Consider the following 24,454-nt stretch of genomic DNA (forward strand, 5'->3'; position numbering starts at 1 on the left):
GATGGCGCGACGGGCGGGGCGCGACGCGGGTGAGAGGCGCGAGATGCACGAAATGCACGAGATGCACGAGATGCACGAGATGCACGAGATGCGCGGCGCGGAGGATGCGCGGGAGAGGCGGCAGGCGCGGGCATGCGCGCCCGCGCGCCGATCGTCGTGCGGGCGGCGGATGCGTTGGCGCGTGATCGCGCGCGCCGTGGCGGCGAGCGTCGCGGTTGCCGCGTTCGCGGCGGCGTCGGCAGGCCTCGCCTGCGCGACGGAGCGCACACGAGGCGACGGCGCGCGGCGCGACGCCGGATTGCGCGACGCGGCGGCGGGGGTGGGCGAGACATCGGCGCCGTTGTCGGAATCGATGTCGACATCGCCGGCGCAGGCGGTCCCCCGCGCATCCGCCGACATCGCCGCCTGCTCGCCATCGTGGCCGCGCTGGGAGCGCTTCAAGCGCGATTTCGTGTCGGCCGACGGCCGCGTGATCGACGTCGGCTCGCCCGATGAGCGGACCGTGTCGGAGGGGCAGGCGTACGGCCTGTTCTTCGCGCTCGTCGCGAACGACCGGCCGGCGTTCGACGCGCTGCTGCGCTGGACCGAGGACAACCTCGCGCAGGGCGACCTGGCCGCGCGTCTGCCGGCGTGGCTGTGGGGGCGCGCGGCCGACGGCGCTTGGCGCGTGCTCGACGCGAACGCCGCGTCCGACGCGGATCTGTGGCTCGCGTACGCGCTGCTCGAAGCCGGCCGGCTGTGGGGCGAGCGCAGCTACACCGCGCGCGGCGCGCTGCTCGCAAAGCGCGTGCTCGACGACGAAACCGCGACGCTGCCGGGGCTCGGCCTCGTGCTGCTGCCGGGCCCGACGGGCTTCCGGCCGGCGCGCGACGCGTGGCGGCTGAACCCGAGCTATTCGCCGCCGCAGGCGATTCGCGGGATCGGCGCGCATCTGCCCGACGACGCGCGCTGGGCGCGGCTCGCGGCGAGCGCCGGCCGCGTGCTGATCGACAGCGCGCCGCGCGGCTTCGCGCCGGACTGGGTGCTGTACCGCGCGAACGACGGCTTCCGGCCGGACGCCGACACGCGCGCGGCGAGCGCGTACAACGCGATTCGCGTCTATTTGTGGGCGGGGATGCTCGATGCGCGCGATCCGCTCGCGATACCGTTGACGGCGCGTTTCGCACCGTTCGCCGACTACGTCGCCGCACACGGCGCACCGCCGGAAACGGTCGACACGATGACGGGCGCGGCCGGTTCTCGCGACGGCAACGCCGGGTTTTCCGCGGCGGCGGTGCCGTTTCTCGAGGCGCGCGGCGAGCGCGCGCTCGCCGACGCGCAGGTCGCGCGCATCGCGCGGCTCGAACGCGAGACGCCGAGCGGCTACTACGCGAACGTGCTGACGCTGTTCGGGCTCGGATGGCGCGACGGGCGTTACCGGTTCGCGGCCGACGGCACGCTGCGGGTCCGATGGAGCGAGCCGTGCTCGATGCCCGCGCGTTGACGACGGCGCCGAAGGCGAAGCGGCGCGCGGCGCCGCGTGCGCGGCTCGCCGGGATCGTGGCCACCGCGGCAATGATGGGCGTGGCCACGATTGCCGCGAGCGCCGCGCCTCGCATCGCGTTCGGCGAGACCGGCGCGACCGGCGATTTCGCCGCGACGCCGGCGGCGTCGGTGCAATCGTTCGTTTCCGTTTCCGATTCCGCTTCAGCCGGAGCGGAGCCGCGCGCATCCGAACGGGCCGCGTCAATGGAGGAGGCGCCGCCGCAGTTCCCGCCAGATCCGCGCGCGTCGCCGGGCACGGTATCGGCGCATGTCGAATCGATGCGGCCGCTAGGCACGCCGGCGCAGGCGTCGTCGGTGCGGCTCGCGTCGATTCCGCGAACGCCGGCGGGCGCGCCGTCGGCACGGGCCGGCTCGATTCCGCCGGATGCGCCGCATCGGCACGCGTCGCTCGTCGCGATGCGCGCGCGCGCGGCCGTGCCGTCGTCGCCGTTCGCTCTGCCAGGCTCCACATCGGACGCGTTTCGACCGATCGCGCCGCCGTATCCGACGTCGGCGACGCAGGCGACGGCGATTCGCTTCGTGCCGACGCTGCCGCGCGGCGCGCCGGCGACGCCGCAGCCCGTCGCGACGCCGCACGCGCCCGACGCCGACGCCGCGCGCGAGCTGTACGCGACCGCGCGCATGTGGGCGAACAAGCGCCGCGACGACCTCGCGCGCGACGCGCTGCGCAAGGCGTTGCTGATCGCGCCGCGCGACCCGGTGCTGCTCGCCGAGCAGACGCGCACCCTGCTGCGCGTCGGCGACGCGAAGGGCGCGCGCGCATCGCTCGAGCGCCTGAAGCGGGCAGCGCCCGCCGCGATCGCGACACGCCAGGTCGACGACGAATACCGCGTCGCGACGAGCGGCCGCGAGGAGATGGCGCAGATTCGGCTGCTCGCGCGCAGCGGTCGCGGCGGCGAGGCGGCCCGGCGCATCGTCGCGCTGTTTCCGCACGGCGCCCCGGCGGGCTCGCTCGGCGCCGAGTATTACCAGATCGTCGCGAGTGCGCCTGACGGCCGCGCGCGCGCGATCGACGCGCTGCGCCGGGCCGTCGCCGCCGATCCGGCGGACGTCGACGCGATGACGGTGCTCGCGAAGCTGCTGAACCAGCGCGGCGAAACGCGCGCGCAAGCGAACCGGCTTGCGTGGTCGCTCGTCGCGCGGCCGGACACGGACCGGCGCGCGTCGCTGTCGCTGTGGCGCAGCGTGCTGCAGTCGGCGGGGCGCGATCCCGCGTATCTCGACGCATTCCGCGCGTATCTGACGTTCGTGCCCGACGACGACGAGTTCCGCGGCGACGCCGCCGCGCTCGAGCAGCAGCGCGACGCGCAGCTTCGCCTCGAACGCGATCCGGATTACATCGCGCGGCAGCGCGGCTTGCAGGCGCTCGCGCGCGGCGAGCTCGCGGCCGCCGAGCCGCTTCTCGCGCGCGCCGCCGCCGCGCGCGCGAACGATCCGGACGCGCTCGGCGGCCTCGGGCTGCTGCGCCTGAGGCAGGGCCGCCACGACGAAGCGCGCGCGCTGTTCGTGCGCGCCGCCGCGCTCGCGCCGGACAATCGCGCGAAATGGACGAGCCTCGCGGCCACCGCGCGCTTCTGGGGCACGCTCGCGCAGGGCCGCGCAGCCGCCGCGCAAGGGCGAACGGACGACGCGCAGCGCGCCGCGCGCGCGGCGCTCGCGCTCGATCCGGATAGCGCCGACGCGAAGCTGCTACTCGCCGATTCGCTGCTCGCGCGACGCGACTGGCGCGAGGCGGAGCCGCTGCTGCGCGCGCTGCTCGCCGCGCGCGCGCCCAGCGTGTCGGCCATGCGCGGCATGCGCACGCTGTACGAGGAAACCGGTCGCGCCGATGCGTTCGGGCCGCTCATCGACGCGCTGCAAAGCCGTTTCACCGCGCCCGACGATCGCGCGGCGCTCTCGCGGATGCGCGCCGAGCTGCTCGCGCAGCAGGCGCAAGCGCTCGCGGCGGCGGGCAAGCGCGGGCCGGCCGCGCAGCGCTACGAGGCGTCGCTGCGCATCGCGCCCGATGCGGCATGGGCCCGCTTCGCGCTCGCACGCCTGTATCGCGACATGGGCTTGCCGCAGCTCGGCCGCGCGGTGATGGACGACGGGCTCGCGGCGTCGAGCTCGGCCGACATGCGCTATGCGGCCGCGCTCTATCGCAACTCGCTTGGCGACGTCGCGCTCGCACAGGCCGTGTTCGCGACGATTCCGGACGCGAGCCGCACCGACGGGATGCGCGCGTTCGCGCGCAAGCTCGATGCCGAGGCGGCGCTCGCCGATGCGCGGGGCGCGCTCGCGCGCGACGATCGCGCCGCGGCCGACGCCGCGCTCGATCGCGCGCAACGCGCCGCGCCCGACGATCCGGACATGCTCGCGGCCATCGGCGCGCAGTGGATCGATCTCGGCGAAGTCGAGCGCGGCCTCGCGCCGCTGCGCGACTGGATCGCCTCGCATCCGCAGCGGGCCGACGCGGGCGTGCGGCTGCGCTACGGGGATCTGCTCGGCGGCGCGCGGCGCAACGAAGCGCTCGCCGCATGGCTCGGCGCGCTGCGCGACGGCGGCGAGCCGCTCGACGCCGCGCAAACCGCGCGCCTCGAGGATCAGTCGCTGCGGCTCGTGCTGCGCGAAACCGACGAAGCGCTCGATCGCAACGACTACGAGGCCGCCGAGCGCCTGCTCGATCGCGCGAGCCCGGCGGGCAAGGCCGATCGCCGCTACGCGTTGGAGGTGGCGGAGCTGGCGCGCGCGCGGGGCCGCTACGACGCCGCGCGCGCGGCGCTCGCGCCGCTGCTCGCGCGCGCGCCCGACGATGCCGACGCGCAGCTCGCGCTCGCGCGCATTCTCGACGACGACGGCGAGCACGCCCGCGCGCTCGCGCTCGTGCGCGACGTGCTCGCGCGCACGCCGCCCGACGACGTCGACACGCAACTGTCGGCGATGCGCCGGCTGACCGCGCTGCGCCGCGCGCAGGACGCGGCCGCGCTGGCCGACGCGCTGCGCGCCGCGTATCCGGCGCGCGCGGACGTGACGGTCGCGGCCGGGCGGGCCGCGCAGGCGCTCGGCCGCTACGACGAAGCGGCGTCGCTGTACCGGCTGTCGCTCGCGCAGGAGCGCGCGGCGGGCGTCGCGCCGCGACGCGACGGCGCGACGCCCGCGCAGGCCGCGTGGGCCGACCTGCAGCAGCGCCGCGATCCGGAGATCGAAGCGGGCTGGCTGCCCGCGTACAAGTCCGGCGACGAGGGGATTTCCGCGTATCGCGCGTATCAGGCGCCCGTCTATCTGCAGATTCCGTATCGCTACGACGGCCACGCGTTCGTTCATCTCGACGCGGTGCGGCTCGACGCGGGCTCGCTCGACACGAGCGAGCCGAATGCGTACGCGTTCGATACGTTCGCGACGCATCCGGCCCTCGCCGCCGCCGCCGCGCCCGGCGGCTCGCTTCGCCAGCTCGCGGCGGGCGTCGGCGGCGGCGTCGGCTACCGCGACGACGCGTGGCGCGTCGACGTCGGCACGACGCCGCTCGGCTTTCCCGTGCATTACGTCGTCGGCGGCGTGCGCTACCGGTTCGACGCGGGCCCGGCGGGCTTTTCCGTCAGCGCGTCGCGGCGGCCGGAGACGGGCAGCGTGCTGTCGTACGCGGGGCTGCGCGATCCGTGGACGGGCGCGATCTGGGGCGGCGTGCGGCGCGACAGCGTCGGCGTGCATGCGTCCGTCGACATCGGCCGCGCGAACCTGTTCGCCGATCTCGCCGCCGCGCGGCTGACGGGGCGCAACGTCGCGGAGAACGCGGCCGTCACGCTGCGCGCCGGATTCATGACGCCCGTCTATCGGCGCGCGGACATGCGCGTGAGCGCGGGGCTCGTCGGCAACGCGTGGCATTACGCGCGGAACCTGCGTTACTACACGTACGGGCAGGGCGGCTACTACAGCCCGCAGCGCTACCTGTCGATCGGGATGCCGCTCGAATGGGCGGGGCGGCGCGGCGCGTTCGCATGGAACGTGACCGCGACGGCCGGCGTGTCGAATTCGTACGAGCGCGATTCGCCGTATTTCCCGAACGGGCTGCCGGATTCGGCGCTCGTCCGGTCCGCGCCGGCGCTCGGCAACCCGGTGTTTGCGCACGGCTCGACGCGCGGCGCGTCGTTCTGGTACGGGTTCGCGGGCGTCGCCGAGTATCGCGTGAACGGGCGGCTCGCCGTCGGCGCGCGATTCGACGTCGACCACGCGCACGATTACGCGCCGAGCGCCGGCATGCTGTACGTGCGCTACGCGTTCGACGCGCGCAAGGACCGCGGCGGCTTCTCGCCGTCGCCGGTGCGACTCTATTCGAGCTACTGAGGGATGCGACATGAACGACTCACGCTTGAAATCCGCGAATCCGGTTTCCGTGCGGCCCGCAAGCGGCGCAGCCGATGGGGGCGCGCTCGGGCGTCTGCGCGCGCTGTGGCGCGCGTGGTCGCGCGCGGCGATGCCGCGCGAGCGTGCGAGCGCGATGAACCGGCTCGCGATCGACGCGCTGCCCGACGAGTGGACCGAGCTCGCGCCGGGCGGGCTGTACGCGGTGTACGCGGCGGCGCGCACGAGCGCGTGCGATGCGTTGATCTGGGAGAGCGTGCGGCATGCGCGCACGCGGGACGTGACGGTCGTGCTCGCGCGCGAGCGCGCGGACGCGGCGGCGCGGTTGCGCGAGATCGGTTTCGTCGAAGGCGTGCACGCGCGGGGCTGGCCGCGGCGCTTGAACGTGCTGGCGATGCCGGCGGGCGATATCGAGGCGCCGAGCGCGGCGAGGGCGGGCACGGCCGATGCCGCGATGGGGGCGGGCCTCGGCGCGCCCGCGCCCGCGTTCGCGCGCCTTGTGGGCGGCCTGCGCGCGTTGAAGCGCTACCGCTTCCGCACGGAAGCGCTGTATTTCGTCGAAGGCGCCGAGCGCTGGTTCAGCTGGCACGATCCCGTCGCGCTGACGCACGAAGGGCGCGCGCTCGCCGGCTGGTGCCGCTCGCACCGGATCGCGCTCGTGCTGCTGATCGATCCGCAGGCGGCGCAAGCGGATGCGAGCCGCGCCGACGCGCCGCGCATCGCGCCCGCGCACGCCGTGTCCGCCGCGCATGACGATACGCGTGGCGACGATCGCGCGGCGGATCGTGCGGGAGATCGCACCGGCGGCCACGCCGCGCTGTTCGCCGACGACGGCACGCGCGCCGCGCGCGGCGGCTTTCACGGCGCGTGCGCGGGCGTCGCGCAATTGCAGCGCACGCACGGCGAGCTGCGCTGGCGAGTCGACTTCTGGCGCTCGCGCGGCGGGGTCGCCGCAGGCGAGGTGCGCGCGCTGCGCTTCACAGGGGACGCACGGCTCGCGGCCGTGCCGGCGGCCGGCGCGCACGCGGCGCGAGGCGACGCGCGGCTCGCGTTCGACGAGACGCGCGTCGTCGTCAGCCGTCGCGCGATCGAGCGCGAATCGTGGGTGCCGGGCGACTGGAACATCGTCGACGACAACGACGCCGTGCTCGCCGCCTGCGACGGCGCGCACGCGGCGACCGCGGTGCTCGCGTTCACCGGCCGCGCGCAACTCGAAGCGCTGTGCGCGACGATCCATGCGCTGCGCCTGCGGTGCGGCGGCGCGCTGAAGATCGTCGTCGTCGAGCGTGGCGAGGCGATGCGCCATCAATTCGAGCGGCTCGCGCTGAACCTCGGCGCGAACCAGGTCGTCGCGCGCGACCTGCCGTTCTCGCGGGTGCTCGCGGTGCTGCGCTCGCTGCAGGGCCAGTTGCACGCGCGCCCGGTCGCGGCGGACTATCGAGCGGCGCTCGCCGCGTCGCTCGGCGACGCGGTGCTCGGCTATCTGCCCGTCGGCGCGTTCTGCTCGCATGCGCGCGCGGTGCTCGAGCGCGGCGCGGTGCTCGCGCTGTCGCACACGCTCGTGAAGCTGACGCTGCTGCCCGGCGTCGCGCACGCGCACGCGTTGCGCGTCTGCAAGCCGCGCCGCGCGGGCGACGTGCTGACCGCCGACGCGCAACACCTGTATCTGTTCCTGTTCGCCTGCGAGCTCGCCGATGCGAACGACGTGCTCGGCCATCTCTTCGACGTGCCGGTCGAGCGGATCTCGGACCGCGTCGTGCATCTCGCGCAAGAGAGCATCGAGCGCGAGTTGAACGCGCTCGACGCGGCGAACCGGCGCGCGCCGATCGCCGATTACAGCGATCTCTTTTCGGCGGCGGCAGCGGCGGCGGGCGGGCCCGGCGTGCGCGGGGCGGCCGACGAGCCGGCGACGGAGCGCGACGATGATCCGTCGGCCGAACGCGCGCCGCGCGAATCGACGCCGACGGGGGCACGCGCGGCGGCGCACGCGCCGCCGGCGAGATCGGCTTTCCCCGCATCGCATGCATCGCATGCATCACATGCATCGCCCGAGGCGGCGCGGATCGTCGTGCCGCCGACGTCGCCGATTGCGCCGATTGGGCCGATTGGGCCGACTACGCCGACCGTTGCGCCGCACGCGCCGCGATCGCGCCGGCCGCACGCCGCCGGCGCGATCGCTCGCACGCGCACCCGCACCGCCACGCGCGACGCGATGCCGTTGCGCATCAGGGAGGCCGAATGATCTCGGTGATGGTCGCCGGCTTCGTCGCCGGCATCGTGATCGCCGTCGCGATCCGGTTCGCCGTGTCTCGCGGCGGCGCCGGCAAGGGCTTGTCGTTGCCGCGCGACTTCGATCGCCGCGGCGCGGTTCGCTGCACGATCGAACCGGTCGCGCTGCGCGCGCGATTGCTGCCGTCGGCCACGCAGCGCGAACGGCGGGGCGGGCAATGAAAACGATCGCGATCGTTTCGACGACGGGCGGCGCGGGCCGCACGATGCTGACGGCGGCGCTCGCGGTGCTGCTCGCGCGCGGCGGCCGGCCTGTCGTCGCGCTCGATTTCGATGGGCAGAACCTGCTCGGCGTGCAGCTCGGGCTCGACGCGTTCGCGCCGGCGGGCATTTCGCGCGCGCTCGCGGGTGCCGACGCCGCCTGGCACGCGTACACATGGCGCAACGCGGATGGCGTGCTGTTCGTGCCGTACGGGCATGTCGATCCCGCGCAGGCGCTTGCGTGCGACGCGCGGCTCGCCGCCGATTCCGGTTGGCTCGCGCGCGTGCTCGCGGACGTCGCGTTGCCGGCCGCCGGCGTGACGCTGATCGACACGGCGCGCTTTCCGTCGCAGCAGGCGGCGCATGCGCTGCGCTGCGCGGATCTCGCGCTATGCGTCGTGCCGCCCGATCCCGCCGCATGCGCGACGGCCGCCGCGCGGCTGCCGGAGCTGCGCGCGGCGAGCGCGGGCGCGCTGCGCATCGTCGTGAACCGGCTGAACCCGGCGCGCGACATGCAGCGCGACGTGCTCGCGATGCTGCGTGCGGCGGCGGGGCCGGGCGTCGTGCTCGAGCAGCGCGTGCATCTCGATGCGGCGTTGCCCGAGGCGCTCGCCCGCGGCACGTGGTTCTTCGACGACGCGCCGCATTCGCAGGCGTCGCACGATCTGCACGGCGTCGCGGGCTGGGTCGACGCATGGCTCGACACGCAGGCCGCGCGCGACGCGGCGGGGGCGCGCGCATGACGGCGGCGCGCGCGGCATTGCGACGATTGACGGGCGACGCGGCCGCGCGCGCGCGCGGCTGGATCGCGCGCGGCCTCGGCGTGCCCGACGAGGGTTCGACGTTCGACTGGCTCGTGCGCGCGTTCTTTCATGCGCCCGCGCCGGGCGCGCGCGACGTCGCGCGCGACTGGCTGCGCGCGGCGATTCTATGGGCCGCCGCGCAATGGGGCGTGGCGCGACCGCGCCGCGCGCGCGACTGGCTCTGGCGCGCGTTCGTGCGCGCGCCGCATGAAAGGCGCGCGCGCGATCCGTTCGCGTGGATCGACGCGACGCTCGTGCCGGCGTTCGCGCTTGCGCGGCGCGCGCAGCGGCGAGTCGACGAAGGGCTCGCCCGCTTGCCGTGGCATCGCTGGGGCGAGCGCATCGAGCGCGGCGCGCGGCGCGCCGGCGCGCATCGCCGGCTGCTGCCGGCGAGCGGCGCGGCGGGGCTCGCGTTGTGGCTCGCGGCCGGCACGTCGCCGCTCGCGCCGGCGGGCCAGTTCGCGTTCTTCGCGACGGTCGCCGCGCTCGCGCTCGCGCTGCGCCGCGTGCCGGGCCGCCTGCCCACGCTCGCGCTCGCGACGTTCGCGCTGCTCGCGATGGCGCGCTACATCTGGTGGCGCAGCACCGAAACGCTCGACTTCCGCACGCCGGTCGAAGCGTGCGTCGGCTATCTGCTGTACGCGGCCGAGGCGTACACGTGGCTCATCCTCGTGCTCGGCTTCGTGCAGACCGCGTGGCCGCTCGAGCGTCCGGTCGCGCGCCTGCCGGACGATTCCGCGTGCTGGCCGAGCGTCGACGTCTACATTCCGACGTACAACGAGCCGCTCGCCGTCGTGAAGCCGACGATCTTCGCCGCGCAAAGCCTCGACTGGCCCGCCGGCAAGCTCAACGTGTACCTGCTCGACGACGGCCGACGCCCGGAGTTCGAGGCGTTCGCGCGCGACGCGGGCATCGGCTATCTGACACGCGAGGACAATCGCCACGCGAAGGCGGGCAACATCAACAGCGCGCTCGCGCGCACGCACGGCGAATACGTCGCGATCTTCGACTGCGATCACGTGCCGACGCGCTCGTTCCTGCAGACGACGATGGGCGCGTTCCTTCGCGATCCGAACTGCGCGCTCGTGCAGACGCCGCATCACTTCTTTTCGCCGGACCCGTTCGAGCGCAACCTCGGCACGTTCCGCCGTGTGCCGAACGAGGGCAGCCTGTTCTACGGGCTCGTGCAGGCGGGCAACGACTTGTGGAACGCCGCGTTCTTCTGCGGCTCGTGCGCGGTGCTCAAGCGCGGCCCGCTCGAAGAGGTGGGCGGCGTCGCGACCGAAACCGTCACCGAGGATGCGCATACCGCGCTCAAGCTGCATCGCCGCGGCTACAAGAGCGCCTATCTGCCGACCGTGCAGGCCGCGGGCCTCGCGACCGAAAGCCTCGCGGGCCACATCCGGCAGCGCGCGCGCTGGGCGCGCGGGATGGCGCAGATCTTCCGGATCGACAATCCGTTCGTCGGCCGCGGGCTCGGCTTCTTCCAGCGCCTCTGCTACGGCAACGCGATGCTGCACTTCTTCTACGGCATTCCGCGGCTCGTGTTCCTGACGATGCCGATCGCGTACCTGTTCTTTCATTTGTATTTCATCAACGCGTCGGCGCTCGCGCTCGCGAGTTACGTGCTGCCGTACATGGCGCTCGCGCATGTCGCGAACGCGCGGATGCAGGGGCGCTTCCGGCATTCGTTCTGGGCCGAGGTGTACGAATCGGTGCTCGCGTGGTACATCGCGCTGCCGACGACGATCGCGTTCCTGAGCCCGAAGCACGGCAGGTTCAACGTGACCGCGAAGGGCGGACGGATCGACGAAGGCTACGTCGACTGGGCGACGTCGAAGCCCTATCTCGCGCTCTTCGTGCTGAACGTCGCGGCGATCTTCGCGGGCGGCGTGCGCCTTGCCGCGGGCGGCGTCGACGAGGCGTCGACGATCCTGATGAACATCACGTGGGCGCTGTACAACCTCGCGATGCTCGGCGCGGCGCTCGCGGTCGCGCGCGAGGCGAAGCAGGTGCGCGTCACGCACCGGATCGCGATGCGGGTGCCGGCGACGCTGCTTCTTCCCGACGGCACGACGCTCGCGTGCCGCACGAAAGACTATTCGGCGGGCGGCCTCGGGCTCGACGCGGTGCCGCTCGCGCGCATCGCGCTCGGCGACACGCTCGACGTCTGCGTGAGCCGCGGCGACCGGCCGTTCCATTTCCCGGTGCGCGTGACCCGCGTCGACGCGACGCATCTCGGCGTGCAGTTCGAGCGGCTGACGCTCGAGCAGGAGCGCCAGCTCGTGGAGTGCACGTTCGGCCGCGCGGACGCGTGGCTCGGCTGGCGCGACGCGAGCGCCGAGCCCGACGACGCGCCGCTGCGCGGGCTGAAGGAGGTGCTGTCGATGGGATTCGAAGGCTACGCGCGGATGCTGCGGGCCGCGACGAGCGCGGTGCGGGCAAGACGCACGGCCGACCGGACGCGTCACTGACGCGCCGATTCAACTGACGACGGAGTCACGTCGATGACGTTCTGGAATCTGTATTTCATTCTGAAGCTCTATCTGTTCGCGGCGGGTCATCTGAAGCCGCTGTGGATCGCGAACCTCGGTTTCGCGCTGGCGCTTGCGCTGAGCTCGCCGGTGAGGCGGCGCGGCCTGCGGCTGCTGCGCCTCGCGCTCGCGCTCGCGATCGGCGTGCCGCTGATGTACCGCGAAGCGGACGTGCCGCCGTTCGCGCGGCTCGTCGAGACGCTCGGCAGCCTGCGCTCGTTCAGCGCCGGCTACTGGATGGAGCTCGTGCCGCGCTTCGTGCCGCCGACGCTCGCTTGGATCGCGCTCGGCGTCGTGATCGGCTATCTGATCGTCAATCGCTGGCTGCGCGTCTCGACGTTCGTGCTGCTCGCGCTGATCGCGCTGCCCGTGTGGCAGGCGGGCAGCGCGGCGCTCGCGCGCCTCGACGCGGCGGCCGTGGCCGGCGTGGCCGTGCCCGGGCCGCTCGGAACGGGGCCCGCCGCGCAGCCGCAAGACCACAACGCGGCGCTCGCCGCGTTCCGCTCGCAGGAATCGCAGCGGCAGGTGACGTTCGGCCGCCCGAGCGCCGATCCGGCGACGCAGTTCGACGTGATCGTGCTGCATGTGTGCTCGCTGTCGTGGGACGACCTCGATGTCGCGAAGCTGCGCAATCATCCGCTGCTCGGCCATTTCGACTATCTGTTCACGAACTTCAGCACGGCGGCGAGCTATAGCGGCCCGGCCGCGATCCGCGTGCTGCGCGCGAGCTGCGGGCAGGAGGCGCATGCGGACCTGTACAGGCCCGCGCCCGCGCAGTGTCATCTGTTCGGGCAGCTCGCGGCCGCCGGTTTCGCGCCGCAGACGCTGCTCAATCACGACGGCCACTTCGACAACTTCGTCCAGTTGATCCGCGACAACATCGGCGTGCCGAACGCGCCGATGATCTCGAATGCGGACGCGTCGGTCGCGATGCATGCGTTCGACGGCTCGGCGATCAAGGACGACTACGCGACGCTCGCGAACTGGTACGCGAAGCGCGGCGCGTCGGCGGGCCCGGTTGCGCTGTACTACAACACGATCAGCCTGCACGACGGCAACCAGTTGCCGAGCGGCCGGATGTCGAGCCTCGATTCGTATCCGCTGCGCGCGCGCAAGCTGATGGACGACTTCGACCGCTTCGCCGACCTGATCGCGTCGTCGGGACGGCGGGCGGTGATCGTGTTCGTGCCCGAGCACGGTGCGGCGCTGCGCGGCGACGCGAAGCAGATCGCGGGGCTGCGCGAGATCCCGACGCCGCGGATCGTGCACGGGCCGGTCGGCGTGCGGCTCGTGGGCTTCAAGGGCGACCACGGCGCGACGACCGTGATCGACGCGCCGACGAGCTTCCTCGCGCTCGCGCAGTTGCTGTCGAATCTCGTGTCGAACAGCCCATTCAAGCCGGGCGTGACGCTGTCGCAATACGCGGCCGATCTGCCGCAGACGCGGATGATCGGCGAGAACGAAGGCACGGTGACGATGACGACGCCGACGGGTTACGCGGTAAAGACGCCGGACGGCGTATGGATCGACGAAAAATGACGAACGGAAAGCCGGACATGGCGGCCTCGACGATCGCGCGCGGCGACGAGTCGCCGCCGTCGAACGACATCGTGGGGCTCGCGTGCCACGTGCGCGAGATCGATCCGCCGCGCTATCTCGACGCGCAGGCGCGGCTTGCATACCGGGACGCGCTCGACCGGTGGCCGGTGCTCGCGAAGCTGATGGGGCTCGCGGATTGACGTGAGCGTGCTTCGTCGCGCGGCGCACGGTGCACGGGCGAACCGACGGCGACTGCCCGCGCCGGCGAAGGGCGAAGAGCGAAGAAGCGCCGCGCGGCCCGCTCAATAGGGCTTGTCGCCGACGATCGTCGCGCGGTGCATCACCCGATGCGCGTTTCCATAGTCGTTCACCGCATAGTGAATCGTCGAGCGGTTGTCCCAGAACGCGACGTCGCCCGGCTGCCAGCGCCAGCGCAGCGTGAACTCGGGCCGCGACTGATGCGCGAACAGGAAGCGCAGCAGCGCCGCGCCTTCTTCTTCGGGCAGTTCGTTGATCTCGGTCGTGAAGCCTTCGTTGACGAACAGCGCCCGACGGCCGGTTTCCGGATGCGTGCGCACGACAGGATGCGTGACGGGCGGATGCTTGATGCGCGTGTCTTCCCAGCGCGCGCGATCGTCGGCGGTGAGCCCGAAGCGCTTCAGCGGAAACGACTTCGTGAAGTCGTGCTGCGCGGTGAGGCCGTCGAGCTGCGCCTTCACGCGATCGGACAGCGCGTCGTACGCGGCGAAGCCGCTGCCCCACAGCGTGTCGCCGCCCGTCTCGGGCAGCGTGCGCGCGGCGAGGATCGACGCGCGCGGCGGCGTCTCGGCGAACGTCACGTCCGTATGCCAGATCGCGTTGTCCTTCAGATCGAACACGGCGTTGTCGAGCACCATGATCTCGCGCGCGTCCGGATGCGACGGGTAGATCGGATGAACGTGCAGATCGCCGAATCCGGCCGCGAAGTCGCGATGCCGAACCGCGCTCAGGCGCTGGTCGCGGAAGAACAGCACCTGATGGCGCGCGAGCGCGGCGCGGATGCCGTCGCGCAGGTCGCCGGTCGCGTTCGAGAGGTCCACGTTGTCGACGATCGCGCCGATCGCGGGCGTCAGTCGGGTCAGTTTCAGTCGAGTCATCGTCGATCCGGAATCGAGGGCGGCGTCGAGGCGGCGCGGCTTGCGTGCGCAGCCGGCGCTCGTGCGCCGCGCGTGGCGGAAAGCGGGAAAGTCTCGCAAAACGCCTGCGTCCGGTGAACCAACGAAATTTGCATTGCTTATCGTTTCGTCGGGATTGCCGCCGGCCCGGCGCAATCCCCGACCGGCATCCCCGAATGCGCCGCCTCATATCCTTCGCAGATTTCGTTGTTTAACGGACGGCGCGCATCCCGGTAATCTCGACGGTCATCCAAATTCAACGCATCCGGAAGAACGGAAGGCCTCATGATTCTCAAGCGCATCCTCGTCGCGGCGGCTTTCGCCGTTGCCGCTTTCTCCGCCGTTCAATCGCCCGCCGCATGGGCGGAGACGGTGAACGTCGCCTATCAGTACGGCGCCGATCCGGCGAAGCTCGCGCAGGCGGGCGCCGCGTACGAGAAGGCCACCGGCTGGAAGATCAACTGGCGCCGCTTCGATTCGGGCGCGGACGTCGTCGCCGCGCTCGCGTCCGGCGACGTCCAGATCGGCGACGTCGGGCAAAGTCCGTTTACCGCCGCGGTGTCGCGCGGCGTGCCGATTCAGGCGGTCGTGCTGAACGCGATCACCGGCGTGTCCGAGGCGCTCGTCGTGCGCGGCGGCGCGCATATCGACAAGCCGGCCGATCTCGTCGGCAAGACGATCGCGACGCCTTACGCGTCGAACTGCCACTATGCGCTGCTCGCCGCGCTCAAGCACTGGGGCATCGATGCGCGGCGCGTGAAGATCGTGAATCTCGGGCCGACCGAGATCGTCGCCGCCTGGGAGCGCGGCGTGATCGACGCGGCATACACGTGGGACCCGGCGCTCGGCCGCGCGAAGGCGAGCGGCGGCAAGGTGCTCGTCGATTCGGCCGAAGTCGGCAAGTGGGGCGCGCCGACGTTCGATCTGTGGGCGGTGCGCCGCGATTTCGCGCAGGCGCATCCGGATTTCGTGTCGAAGTTCGTGAACGTGACGACGCGGGCGATCGCCGATTATCGCGCGAACGGCAACGCGTGGACGAGCGCGTCGCCGCAGGTCGCCGCGATCTCGCGGCTGAGCGGCGCGACGACCGGCGACATCCCGCAACTGCTCGCCGGCAATCTCTATCCGAGCGCCGCCGAGCAGGCGTCGCCCGAGCTGCTCGGCGGCGGGACGGCCGCCGCGATCGCGGCGACCGCGCGCTTCCTGAAGGCGCAGCGCAAGATCGACCGCGTGCTGCCCGACTATCGGCCGACGGTGACGGACCGGTTCGTCCGTGCGGCCGCCGCCGCGCGCTGATGCGACGGAGCGGCATCGGCATGGCGAAGCTCTGCGCGCATCAGGTGTCCGTCGTCTACGCGTCGCGCCGCGGCGCGCTGACGGCGCTCGAGAACGTATCGATGTCGGTCGGCGGCAACGAGATCGTCGTCGCGCTCGGCGCGTCCGGCTGCGGCAAGAGCACGCTGCTGTCGCTGCTCGCCGGGTTCCAGCCGCCGACGTCGGGCCGCGTGAGCGTCGACGGCGCGCCCGTCACGGGGCCTGGCGCGGATCGCGGCGTCGTGTTCCAGGACGACGCGCTGATGCCGTGGTTGAACGTGATCGACAATGTCGCGTTCGGGCTGCGCATGCAGGGCGTCGGCCGCGACGCACGGAACGCGCGTGCGCGCGACGTGCTGCGGCTCGTGAAGCTCGCGGGCTTCGAGCAGCACCGGATCGACGAGATTTCGGGCGGCATGCGTCAGCGCGTCGGGCTCGCGCGCGCGCTCGCCGCGGACCCGTCGTTCCTGCTGATGGACGAGCCGCTCGGCGCGCTCGACGCGCTCACGCGCGAGCACATGCAGACGCTGCTGCTCGACGTGTGGCGCGAAACCGGCAAGGGCGTCTTTCTGATCACGCACAGCGTCGAGGAGGCGGTGTTGCTCGCGACCGAACTGCTGATTCTGTCGCCTCGGCCGGGGCGGATCGTCGCACGTCATTCGCTCGACTTCGCGCGGCGCTACGCGGCGGGCGAATCGATGCGCTCGATCAAGAGCGATCCGCGCTTCACCGAAATCCATCTCGCGCTCGTCGAGCAGTTGATGCGTGAAACCGAGGAGGTCTGACGTTGGCCGCGCCCGAACCGAATTTCAATCCCGCCCTGCCGCTGTCGGCCACGCACGCGAGTGCGGCGCCGCGCGAGCGCCGCAGGCCGCGCGTGCATGCGGGCCACGCGGCCGCGCTCGCGACGTGGAGCGCGCTCGTCGCCGGCTGGTGGCTCGCCGCGCGCTTCGAATGGGTGTCGGCCGCGCTGCTGCCGGGCCCCGAGGCCGTGCTGCGCAAGCTCGTCGTGCTGAGCACCGAAGGCTTCGACGACGCGACGCTCGGCCAGCATCTGCTCGCGAGCCTCGCGCGAATCACCACGGCGTTCGCGCTCGCGCTCGTCACCGCGATTCCGGCCGGCGTGCTGATCGCGACGAACCGGATCGTGCGCGGCGCCGTCGATCCGATCGTCGAGTTCTACCGGCCGATTCCGCCGCTCGCGTATTTGCCGCTGATGGTCGTCTGGTTCGGCATCGGCGATGCGTCGAAAGTCCTGCTGATCTATCTGACGATGTTCGCGCCGCTCGCGATCGCGACCGCCGCGGGCGCGAGCGGCGTATCGGAAAGCCGCCTGCGCGCGGCCGCGTCGCTCGGCGCGACGCGCTTGAAGCTGCTGTGCCACGTGGTGCTGCCGAGCGCGCTGCCCGACATCCTGACCGGCGTGCGCATCGCGCTCGGCGCGGGGTGGTCGACGCTCGTCGCGGCGGAGCTGATCGCGGCCACGCGCGGGCTCGGCTTCATGGTGTATTCGGCGTCGCGGTTCCTCGTGACGGATGTCGTGATCGCGGGGATTCTCGTGATCGGCGCGATCGCGATCGCGCTGGAAATCGGCTTGCGCGCGCTGCAGCGGCGGCTGACGCCGTGGCGGGCGGATTAGCGCGTCGCATTCGCCGCGCGGCGCATCGCCTTCATCCGGCCAGGCGGCGGCGATGCGCGGCGTCGGCCGTCCCGATCAATGCGCGTCGTGCCGCTGCCCGCCGGCGATCGAACGCGCCGAGCCATGTGCGGCCGACGCTTCGGATGACGAAGCACGCAGGCGCCGCGCCTTGAAGATCGCGCAGCCCTTGGACGACAAATCGAGCAGGAACGACTTCAGCGCGTTCTCGTTGGGGACCGGATTGCGGCCCTTGCCGATTCGATGGAGCTGGCGCGTATACCACGTGACCTCGAGCGAACCGAGACTGTCGAGGTATTTGACGCCCGTGCTGAGCGGCTTCACGCGATGCCGCGTTTCCTCGCCGCGCAGCAGGCGGGCGGGCGCGTCGGGCTCGATCGCGAGAATGCGCCCGAGGCCGATCAGGTCGAGCGCGCCGTCGCGCAGCGGCGCTTGCATGCCGGCGAGGCTGCGAAAGCCGCCCGTGACCATCAGCGGCACCTTCACTTCGGCGCGCACCTTCTCGGCGAATGCGAGGAAGTACGCCTCGCGCGCGACAGTCGACGCCTTGCGGTCGCCGAGCTGCATCACGGGCGTTTCGTAGGTGCCGCCGGAAATCTCGATCAGATCGATGCCCGCTTCGGCGAGCGCGCGGATCACGTCGAGCGATTCTTCCTCGGTGAAGCCGCCGCGCTGGAAGTCGGCCGAATTGAGCTTGATGCCGATCGGAAAATCAGGGCCCACCCGGCGCCGCACTTGCGCGTACACCTCGAGCACGAAGCGCCGGCGGTTCTCCGCGCTGCCGCCCCATTCGTCGGTGCGCTGATTGTGCTGCGGCGACAGGAACTGGTTGATCAGATAGCCGTGCGCGCCGTGCAGTTGCACGCCGGTGAAGCCCGCCTGCTGCGCGACGGCGGCCGTCGTTCCGTAGCGCCGGATCAGCTCGCCGATCTCGTCGCCCGTCAGCGCGCGCGGCACCGCGAAATACGGCGACAGCTTCGGCCCGAAGCCGATCGCCGACGGCGCGACGGTCTCCGCGTTCAGGCCGCGCATCGCCTGCTTGCCCGGGTGATTGATCTGCATCCAGATCTCGCTGCCGTGCGATTTCGCGGCCTCGGCCCATTCGCGCAGACGCGGCAGGTCACGCTCGTCCTCGATCACGACGTTGCCGGGCTCGCCGAGCGCCTTGCCGTCGATCATCACGTTGCCGGTGACGAGCAGCCCCGCGCCGGAATTCGACCAGCGCCGGTACAGCGCGATCAGCTGCGGCGTCACGCGGCCGTCGTGACCGCACAGCGCTTCGCTCAGCGCCGATTTCGCGATGCGGTTCTTCAGCACGGTGCCGTTCGGCAGCGTGAGCGGCTGCGCGAGCAACGCGGCCGCGGCGGGATTCGAATCGGACATGGCGTGACGCTCCGGTTGGGTCGACGGTCGGGTATCCATCGAGGAATGTTACATCGACGAATGTATTGGTTGGGATGGTAGGTTCAAAATCGGAACCGAGTCAAGACGGAGCGACTCGAATGCCGATTGGCTTTCCGGACGGGCAGGACGGGGCGGGCCGCGCCCGTGGCGGCGCGCCATCCGGCATGGCCGGCGCGGCGCGCCGAACACGCGGTTAGAGGGCATCGCCCAATTCGGCGACGCGTGGCGTCGCGACGCGCCGGGCGACGTCGATCGGCGAACGCGGCGGTATCGGCAAACGCCATCGGCAAAAATGACAAGACGCGCGTCTCGCCGACGCGCATGCGCTGGCGCTCAATGCATCGACAGACACGATGCGCACTGCTTGCGGCCCAACGGCGCGAACGCGAGGCACGGCAGCTCGACCGAGCACGCGGACAGGCTGCCGCCCGCGGACGGCATCGCGCTGCCGAGGCGATGCAGCGCGATGCCCGAGCGGCGGTACAGGCGCTCGATCGACAGCGTCATCACGCCGACCACGCGCGTCGCGCCGAGCGACGCGGCCACCGTGAGCACCGACGGAAAGAAATCCATCCCGAGCGGCTCGCGCTCGGTCGCGCGGCGGCGCCGGCGCGACGCGGCGAAGCGCGACATTTCCCAGACGGCCGGCGACTGCGGCGCGGGCGACGAGCCGAGCAGATGCGGAAACACGTCGCGCAGCAGATACGGGCCCGTCGTCGGCAGCAATCGCGCGTAGCCGCAGACCTCGCGCGCGTCGTCGAGCGCGACGACGTGAATCGTCGATGGCCCGTCGAACTCGTCCCATTCCGCATGACCGTCGTGCGCGCGGCCCGCGATCGTCCAGCCGAGCCGGCGGACGAACACGTCGTAGCGATACGCGCCGAGATCGGTCTGGACATGCGGCGGCAGTTCGTTCAATCGGCCTGCGATGATGTATGACATGGCGCTTGGTTCTCCGATGGATCGATCGTTGGCGTGCGCGGCTGCGCGCGTCCGATCGCGTAGGGGCGGCGAGCGTTGGCAGCTCGCGTGTGCGGTTTCGAAGGCTGTGCGGCAGCACGAGAATGCGGCGGTACCGCACCGCACTGCGCGCGCACCCGGCGCGGCGCAGCCAGGCGACGACGGCGGCGGCGTTCGCAACGGCGGCTCACGCCGCATCGATCGGCAATCCGATGCAAGCCGCCGATCGCAAGCGGCGGCGCGCGGCGGCAAATGAGACGGAAGGCGTTAAAGGACCTGGGCGCGCCGCACGCTCATGGAAAGATGAGCCCCTGTCGCGTCGCCTTCACGGCGGCGAACGTGCGGCTGCGCGTGTTGAGCTTCTCCATCGCGTTCTCGATGTGGAAGTCGACCGTGTATTTGGAGATGTCGAGCATGTTCGCGATGACCCACGACGACTTGCCGCGCGCGACCCACGTGAGGCACATCTGCTCGCGGTCCGTCAGATGGACGGACGGCGGAATCGGGCGGCACGTGCGCATGCTCTGAAGCTGCAGATTGAACTGCATGCCGAGCAGGTATGCGTTGCGCCATTTCGCGTCGGCGTCGTGCGTCGGCGCGGTGCCCGACAGGCTGACCAGCAGCACGCGCCCGAGCGGCTGATGCAGCGGGATGCTGATGCCGTTGTCGAGGCCCGCGTCCTCGGCTTCCATCAGCAAATGCCGTTCGCGCAGATTCGACGTCGCGATGTCGTTCCACGGGAACGGCGTGCTGTACCGGAATGCCGCTCGGTGGACGGGATCGATGGTGAAGTAGTCGTTGCGGGTGTAATGCTCGACCCACTCCGACGGATAGTGCAGCGAGACGACGTCGATCGATGCCGGATGCGACGTACCCGACAGTTCGACGATCGCATGGTGCTGATAGCCGATCTGCAGCGCCGCCTGCCTGAAAGTCTCGATCAGCGTGCGGACGTCGCGCGATTCCGGCAAGGTGGCGCAGAGCATCGGTGTCGAAGCGCTTTCGCCGGACGACGAGCCCGCCCCGTCGTCTCCACCCGTTCGATATTCGCGTTGAAGCAGCCTGCTCAATTTGCATGCCCCCGTTATTGAAAATCAGGACTTTCGAAGTGCCGTGTACCGGTTGGGGACGCGTCGCCAATGAAAATCGGATAACGCAATGACGTTGAAATTGTCTGCAAATAATATCAAATGCAATAACGATTGCAAGAGCGGCGTTCGGATAATCGGAGATTCATTTCCGGATGGCGTTCGATATTTTTATCCCGATACGCCGGGTATTTTTCGCTGCCTGAAACGATCCGCTCGGCAAGGCGTCAGGGCGAGAGAAGATCGATACGGCAATCGGTATTTTAAGCTGATGCTGCGATGCAATAGGTAAGTTCATTTCATTTTCGAGTGGGCCTTTATTTTATGCGGGGCGCGAGTAAGTGCCGAATCGTCGCGGGAAATCGATGTCAGCGGGGAGTGGCGTCGAATCATTATCCGCGCGGATTGGGTCTGATTAGATGTGCGGTAAATTCTTGTTTTCCGCGGAAAATGGCGCGCGAATACACTCGTGGCGCCGCGCGAGCGGGCGCGGGGAAATGGCGGAATCCGTCGTCGTCGCGGCGCGCGAGCTCGCCGGATCAGACGGCAGTCTCACGACGCATCGTGAAAGATGATCCCGAGCGTGTAGCGCTGACCGGAGCGCAAGCGGCTCACGCCATGCCGAAGATTCACCCGGTATGCGCCGCGCGCGCCTTGCACCGGACGATGATGGACCGCGAAGACGACTGCGTCGCCTTGCTCGAGCGGCACGACGTCGACGCGCGATTGCATGCGCGGCCGCTGCTCGGTGATCACGAATTCGCCGCCCGTGAAATCGGCGCCCGGCTTCGACAGCAGGATCGCCGCCTGCAGCGGGAATACGTGTTCGCCGTACAGATCCTGGTGCAGGCAGTTGTAGTCGTTTTCGCGATAGCGCAGCAGCAGCGGTGTCGGACGCAGTTGTCCGGCCGCGTGACAGCGTTCGATGAATCGTTCGTGCTCGGCGGGGAAGCGCGCATCGATGCGCATCCGCTCATGCCAGCGATTCGCGATCGGCGCGAGGTGCGGATAGAGCGCCGTGCGCAGCGCGTGGACCGCACGCGGCAGCGGGTAGCCGAAATACTGGTATTCGCCGCGGCCGAACCCGTGGCGCGCCATCGTCACGCGGCTGCGGAACAGCGCGTCGCGCGCGTACAGCGCGGCGAGCGCTTCGCACGTGCGCGGCGCGAGCAGCCCGCGGACGATCGCATGGCCGTCACGGTCGAGATCCCGTTCGATCGACGCCCACGGCAGCGCGTCGATGCGCTGCGCGAGCGCCGCTTCGCGCGCCGTCTTGTCGTGCGCAGGGGCCGCCGCCGCAATGGGTCCGCACATCGTGTTCATCGGCGCTTCCTCGCTGCATCGTGGGGGGATCGATGCGGCCAGTCTAGCGGCGCGGGCGATTCCACGCACACCGGATCTTGCGCTGCCATTCGATCGCGCTCACGCATCGCATGCCGCGCGCGGCGCACGCATTGCGCCGCGCATGTCAGAGCAGCGCGTGGAAGGCCCAATAGAGCGCGCCCGCGAGCACGATCGACGCGGGCAGCGTCAGCACCCACGCGAGCGCGAGGCTGCGCACGGTGTTCCATTGCAGCCCCGAGCCGTTCGCGGCCATCGCGCCCGCGACGCCGGACGACAGCACGTGCGTCGTCGACACCGGCAGCCCGTATGCATCGGCCGCGCCGATCGTCAGCATCGCGACGACTTCCGCCGACGCACCTTGCCCGTACGTCAGGTGCTGCTTGCCGATCTTCTCGCCGACGGTCACGACGATGCGCCGCCAGCCGACCATCGTGCCGAGACCGAGCGCGATCGCGACCGCGACCTTGACCCAGGTCGGGATGAACTTCGTCGCGTGATCGAGCTGCTTGCGATAGTCGTCGAGCGCGAGGCAGTCCGCCGCCGTGAAGGCCGGCTGGCCGGTTTTCTCCATCAGGCGCAGCGCTTCGGACACCAGGTACATCGTATTGCGCATGTTGTCCGCCTGGCCCTCGGGCACTTTCGCGATCGAGCCCGTCATGACGACTTCGGCCGCGAGCGCGCTCGACAGCTGACGGACCGCGGGCAGCGTCGCGTCGCTCAGGCGGCGCGACTGCACGTACGTCTCGACATCGGCGCGCGGGTTCGGCGACGGCGGCGCGGCGCCCGCGTAGCGCGCGAGCGTCTCGGACGCGCGATGCGCGACGGCGATGAACGTCTGCGTCTCGCCGGGCGTGACCGCCTTGTTGAGCGCGTACGCGGTCGGCACGGTGCCGATCAGGATCAGCATGATGAGCCCCATGCCTTTCTGCCCGTCGTTCGAGCCGTGCGCGAACGACACGCCGGTGCAGGTGAGGATCAGCAGGCCGCGGACCCAGAACGGCGGCGGCTCGTTCATCTGCGGCTCGCGATACAGCGCGGGCACGCGCACGAGCGCCTTCAACACGGCGAGCAGCAGGCCCGCGCACAGGAAGCCGACGATCGGCGAGAACAGCAGCGATTTGCCGACGCCCGCCGCCTGCGCCCAGTCGACGCCGCTCGTGCCGGATGGCCCGTGCATCAGCTGATTCGCGAGCCCGACGCCGATGATCGAGCCGATCAGCGTGTGCGAGCTCGACGAAGGCAGGCCGAAGTACCAGGTCGCGAGATTCCACGCGATCGCGGCGATCAGCAGCGCGAACACCATCGCGAAGCCCGCGCCGTGGCCGACCTGCAGGATCAGCTCGACGGGCAGCAATTGCAGGATGCCGAACGCGACCGCGCCCGTGGACGCCATCACGCCGAGAAAATTCCAGATGCCCGACCAGATGACGGCGACGTTCGGCGTGAGCGAATGCGTGTAGATGACGGTCGCGACGGCGTTCGCGGTGTCGTGAAAGCCGTTGACGAACTCGAAGCCGAGCGCGATCGCGAGCGCGGTGCCGAGCAGCAGATACGGAAACACCGAACGCGCGCCGACGGGCGGGAGATCCGCGAACAGGTGAGCGAACACGTACGCGACGCCGGCCGCGAGTAGGGCGACGAGAAGCGCGACGCCCAGATGCCGGGTGCGACCGAGCGCTTCGCTCGCCGCGGCGGACAGAGGGTGGTTCATGACGGCCCCTGTTGGGAACGGACCAGTCGATCCTAGCCCTCGCGATCAGGCAGTTTGATGACAGCGCGCAAAGGGTGCGCGATTCGTGGGCGACTCGTTGGCGCGGCGCTCGGACGCGGGCGGCGCGCTCAGCCGTCGATCGCCGGCTCGATGCGCGCGAGCACCGACGGCCGGCCGCGCTTCATGCCCTCGTACTCGATGTCGATGCGCGCCCGCGGCGCATCGGCATCGAAGCCCGCATGCTCGAGGAACACGCGCGTGCCGCCGGCTGCCGGTTCGAGCCGCCACGCGATCGTCGTGTCGAGCGTGCCCTGCGCGAACGCGATCGCGAACCGGCGTTCGGGCTCGACCGCGATCACTTCGCGCGGGCGCCGGCCCCACGGCACCATGTCGAGCATGAAACGGTGGCCGGGAACGGGGCTCGCGTCGCCCGCCGCCCACCGCCCACCAGCGCGCGAGCGCCGCGGGTTCGGTGAGCGCCGCCCAGACCCGCGCGGGCGTGCGGGCGACGAACTGCTCGAGGCGGATCGGTTCGGCTTCGGTCGTCGCGTCGGGTTCGAACAATGCATGCGG

At 71.2% G+C, this 24,454-nt stretch carries 17 protein-coding genes and 2 pseudogenes; 12 read left to right on the plus strand and 7 right to left on the minus strand.

The window, feature by feature from the left end; translation table 11 throughout:
• The first annotated feature begins 1 nt into the window (after position 1).
• Genes bcsZ through BTH_RS04155 form a run of 8 tightly spaced genes read left to right on the plus strand, consistent with a single transcriptional unit; the run spans position 2 to position 13,449 of the window.
• Positions 2-1,483, plus strand: a complete 1,482-nt coding sequence (gene bcsZ, locus BTH_RS04120) for a cellulose synthase complex periplasmic endoglucanase BcsZ (protein WP_009896053.1) — start codon at positions 2-4, stop codon at positions 1,481-1,483.
• Positions 1,450-5,865 (plus strand): cellulose synthase subunit BcsC-related outer membrane protein, encoded by a 4,416-nt coding sequence (locus BTH_RS04125; protein WP_009896055.1) that lies wholly within the window; start codon positions 1,450-1,452, stop codon positions 5,863-5,865. The genes bcsZ and BTH_RS04125 overlap by 34 nt, the downstream gene beginning before the upstream one ends.
• Positions 5,866-5,875: 10 nt before the next feature.
• Positions 5,876-8,125 (plus strand): cellulose biosynthesis protein BcsE, encoded by a 2,250-nt coding sequence (bcsE, locus tag BTH_RS04130; RefSeq protein WP_009896057.1) that lies wholly within the window; start codon positions 5,876-5,878, stop codon positions 8,123-8,125.
• Entirely contained in the window at positions 8,122-8,334 is a 213-nt protein-coding gene (locus BTH_RS04135; RefSeq protein ID WP_009896059.1) for a hypothetical protein, read from the plus strand. The genes bcsE and BTH_RS04135 overlap by 4 nt, the downstream gene beginning before the upstream one ends.
• The gene (gene bcsQ / locus BTH_RS04140) at positions 8,331-9,116 is read left to right on the plus strand and encodes a cellulose biosynthesis protein BcsQ (RefSeq protein WP_009896061.1); all 786 of its coding nucleotides are present in this window, start codon (positions 8,331-8,333) and stop codon (positions 9,114-9,116) included. Before BTH_RS04135 ends, bcsQ begins: the two co-directional genes overlap by 4 nt.
• Positions 9,113-11,650 carry a UDP-forming cellulose synthase catalytic subunit gene (bcsA, locus tag BTH_RS04145; RefSeq protein WP_011401030.1) on the plus strand — a complete coding sequence of 846 codons (2,538 nt, stop codon included), beginning with the start codon at positions 9,113-9,115 and terminating at the stop codon, positions 11,648-11,650. Before bcsQ ends, bcsA begins: the two co-directional genes overlap by 4 nt.
• A 33-nt stretch (positions 11,651-11,683) precedes the next feature.
• A complete protein-coding gene (gene bcsG, locus BTH_RS04150) occupies positions 11,684-13,249 on the plus strand; it encodes a cellulose biosynthesis protein BcsG (protein ID WP_009896063.1) in 1,566 nt (521 codons plus the stop codon).
• On the plus strand, positions 13,246-13,449 hold the full coding sequence (locus BTH_RS04155) for a hypothetical protein (RefSeq protein WP_009896065.1): 204 nt from the start codon (positions 13,246-13,248) through the stop codon (positions 13,447-13,449). The genes bcsG and BTH_RS04155 overlap by 4 nt, the downstream gene beginning before the upstream one ends.
• A 102-nt stretch (positions 13,450-13,551) precedes the next feature.
• Here the strand turns inward: BTH_RS04155 and tauD are convergent, their stop codons facing one another.
• On the minus strand, positions 13,552-14,385 hold the full coding sequence (tauD, locus tag BTH_RS04160) for a taurine dioxygenase (protein WP_011401031.1): 834 nt from the start codon (positions 14,383-14,385) through the stop codon (positions 13,552-13,554).
• A gap of 303 nt (positions 14,386-14,688) precedes the next feature.
• Here tauD and tauA point away from each other — a divergent pair, with 303 nt between their 5' ends.
• The 3 genes from tauA to BTH_RS04175 are packed head-to-tail and all read left to right on the plus strand — an operon-like array spanning position 14,689 to position 17,356.
• Entirely contained in the window at positions 14,689-15,699 is a 1,011-nt protein-coding gene (gene tauA / locus BTH_RS04165) for a taurine ABC transporter substrate-binding protein (RefSeq protein ID WP_009896067.1), read from the plus strand.
• Between the two features lie 20 nt (positions 15,700-15,719).
• Positions 15,720-16,502 carry a taurine ABC transporter ATP-binding protein gene (locus BTH_RS04170; RefSeq protein ID WP_009896069.1) on the plus strand — a complete coding sequence of 261 codons (783 nt, stop codon included), beginning with the start codon at positions 15,720-15,722 and terminating at the stop codon, positions 16,500-16,502.
• A 2-nt stretch (positions 16,503-16,504) separates the two neighbouring features.
• Positions 16,505-17,356 carry an ABC transporter permease subunit gene (locus BTH_RS04175; RefSeq protein WP_009896071.1) on the plus strand — a complete coding sequence of 284 codons (852 nt, stop codon included), beginning with the start codon at positions 16,505-16,507 and terminating at the stop codon, positions 17,354-17,356.
• Between the two features lie 75 nt (positions 17,357-17,431).
• Here the strand turns inward: BTH_RS04175 and BTH_RS04180 are convergent, their stop codons facing one another.
• The 3 genes from BTH_RS04180 to bpsR3 form a co-directional block, all read right to left on the minus strand.
• Positions 17,432-18,757 (minus strand): NADH:flavin oxidoreductase/NADH oxidase family protein, encoded by a 1,326-nt coding sequence (locus tag BTH_RS04180; protein WP_009896072.1) that lies wholly within the window; start codon positions 18,755-18,757, stop codon positions 17,432-17,434.
• Positions 18,758-19,111: 354 nt separating this feature from the next.
• Positions 19,112-19,720 (minus strand): acyl-homoserine-lactone synthase, encoded by a 609-nt coding sequence (locus tag BTH_RS04185; protein ID WP_009896074.1) that lies wholly within the window; start codon positions 19,718-19,720, stop codon positions 19,112-19,114.
• Positions 19,721-20,031: 311 nt separating this feature from the next.
• Complete coding sequence (gene bpsR3 / locus BTH_RS04190) at positions 20,032-20,724, minus strand: N-acyl-homoserine lactone dependent regulator BpsR3 (RefSeq protein ID WP_009896076.1); 693 nt, start codon at positions 20,722-20,724, stop codon at positions 20,032-20,034.
• 172 nt (positions 20,725-20,896) lie between these two features.
• Here bpsR3 and BTH_RS35530 point away from each other — a divergent pair.
• Positions 20,897-21,167 (plus strand): annotated as a pseudogene (locus tag BTH_RS35530) (hypothetical protein).
• 211 nt (positions 21,168-21,378) lie between these two features.
• Here BTH_RS35530 and BTH_RS04195 read toward each other — a convergent pair.
• From BTH_RS04195 to BTH_RS35535, 3 genes and pseudogenes are all read right to left on the minus strand, one after another.
• Positions 21,379-22,149: a 2OG-Fe(II) oxygenase gene (locus BTH_RS04195; RefSeq protein WP_009896078.1), complete on the minus strand. Its 771-nt coding sequence runs from the start codon at positions 22,147-22,149 to the stop codon at positions 21,379-21,381.
• A gap of 145 nt (positions 22,150-22,294) precedes the next feature.
• The gene (locus BTH_RS04200) at positions 22,295-23,881 is read right to left on the minus strand and encodes an inorganic phosphate transporter (RefSeq protein ID WP_009896079.1); all 1,587 of its coding nucleotides are present in this window, start codon (positions 23,879-23,881) and stop codon (positions 22,295-22,297) included.
• Between the two features lie 128 nt (positions 23,882-24,009).
• Positions 24,010-24,445: pseudogene (locus tag BTH_RS35535) on the minus strand (SRPBCC domain-containing protein).
• Positions 24,446-24,454: the final 9 nt, after the last annotated feature.

This window comes from Burkholderia thailandensis E264 (assembly GCF_000012365.1).
Lineage (GTDB): Bacteria > Pseudomonadota > Gammaproteobacteria > Burkholderiales > Burkholderiaceae > Burkholderia > Burkholderia thailandensis.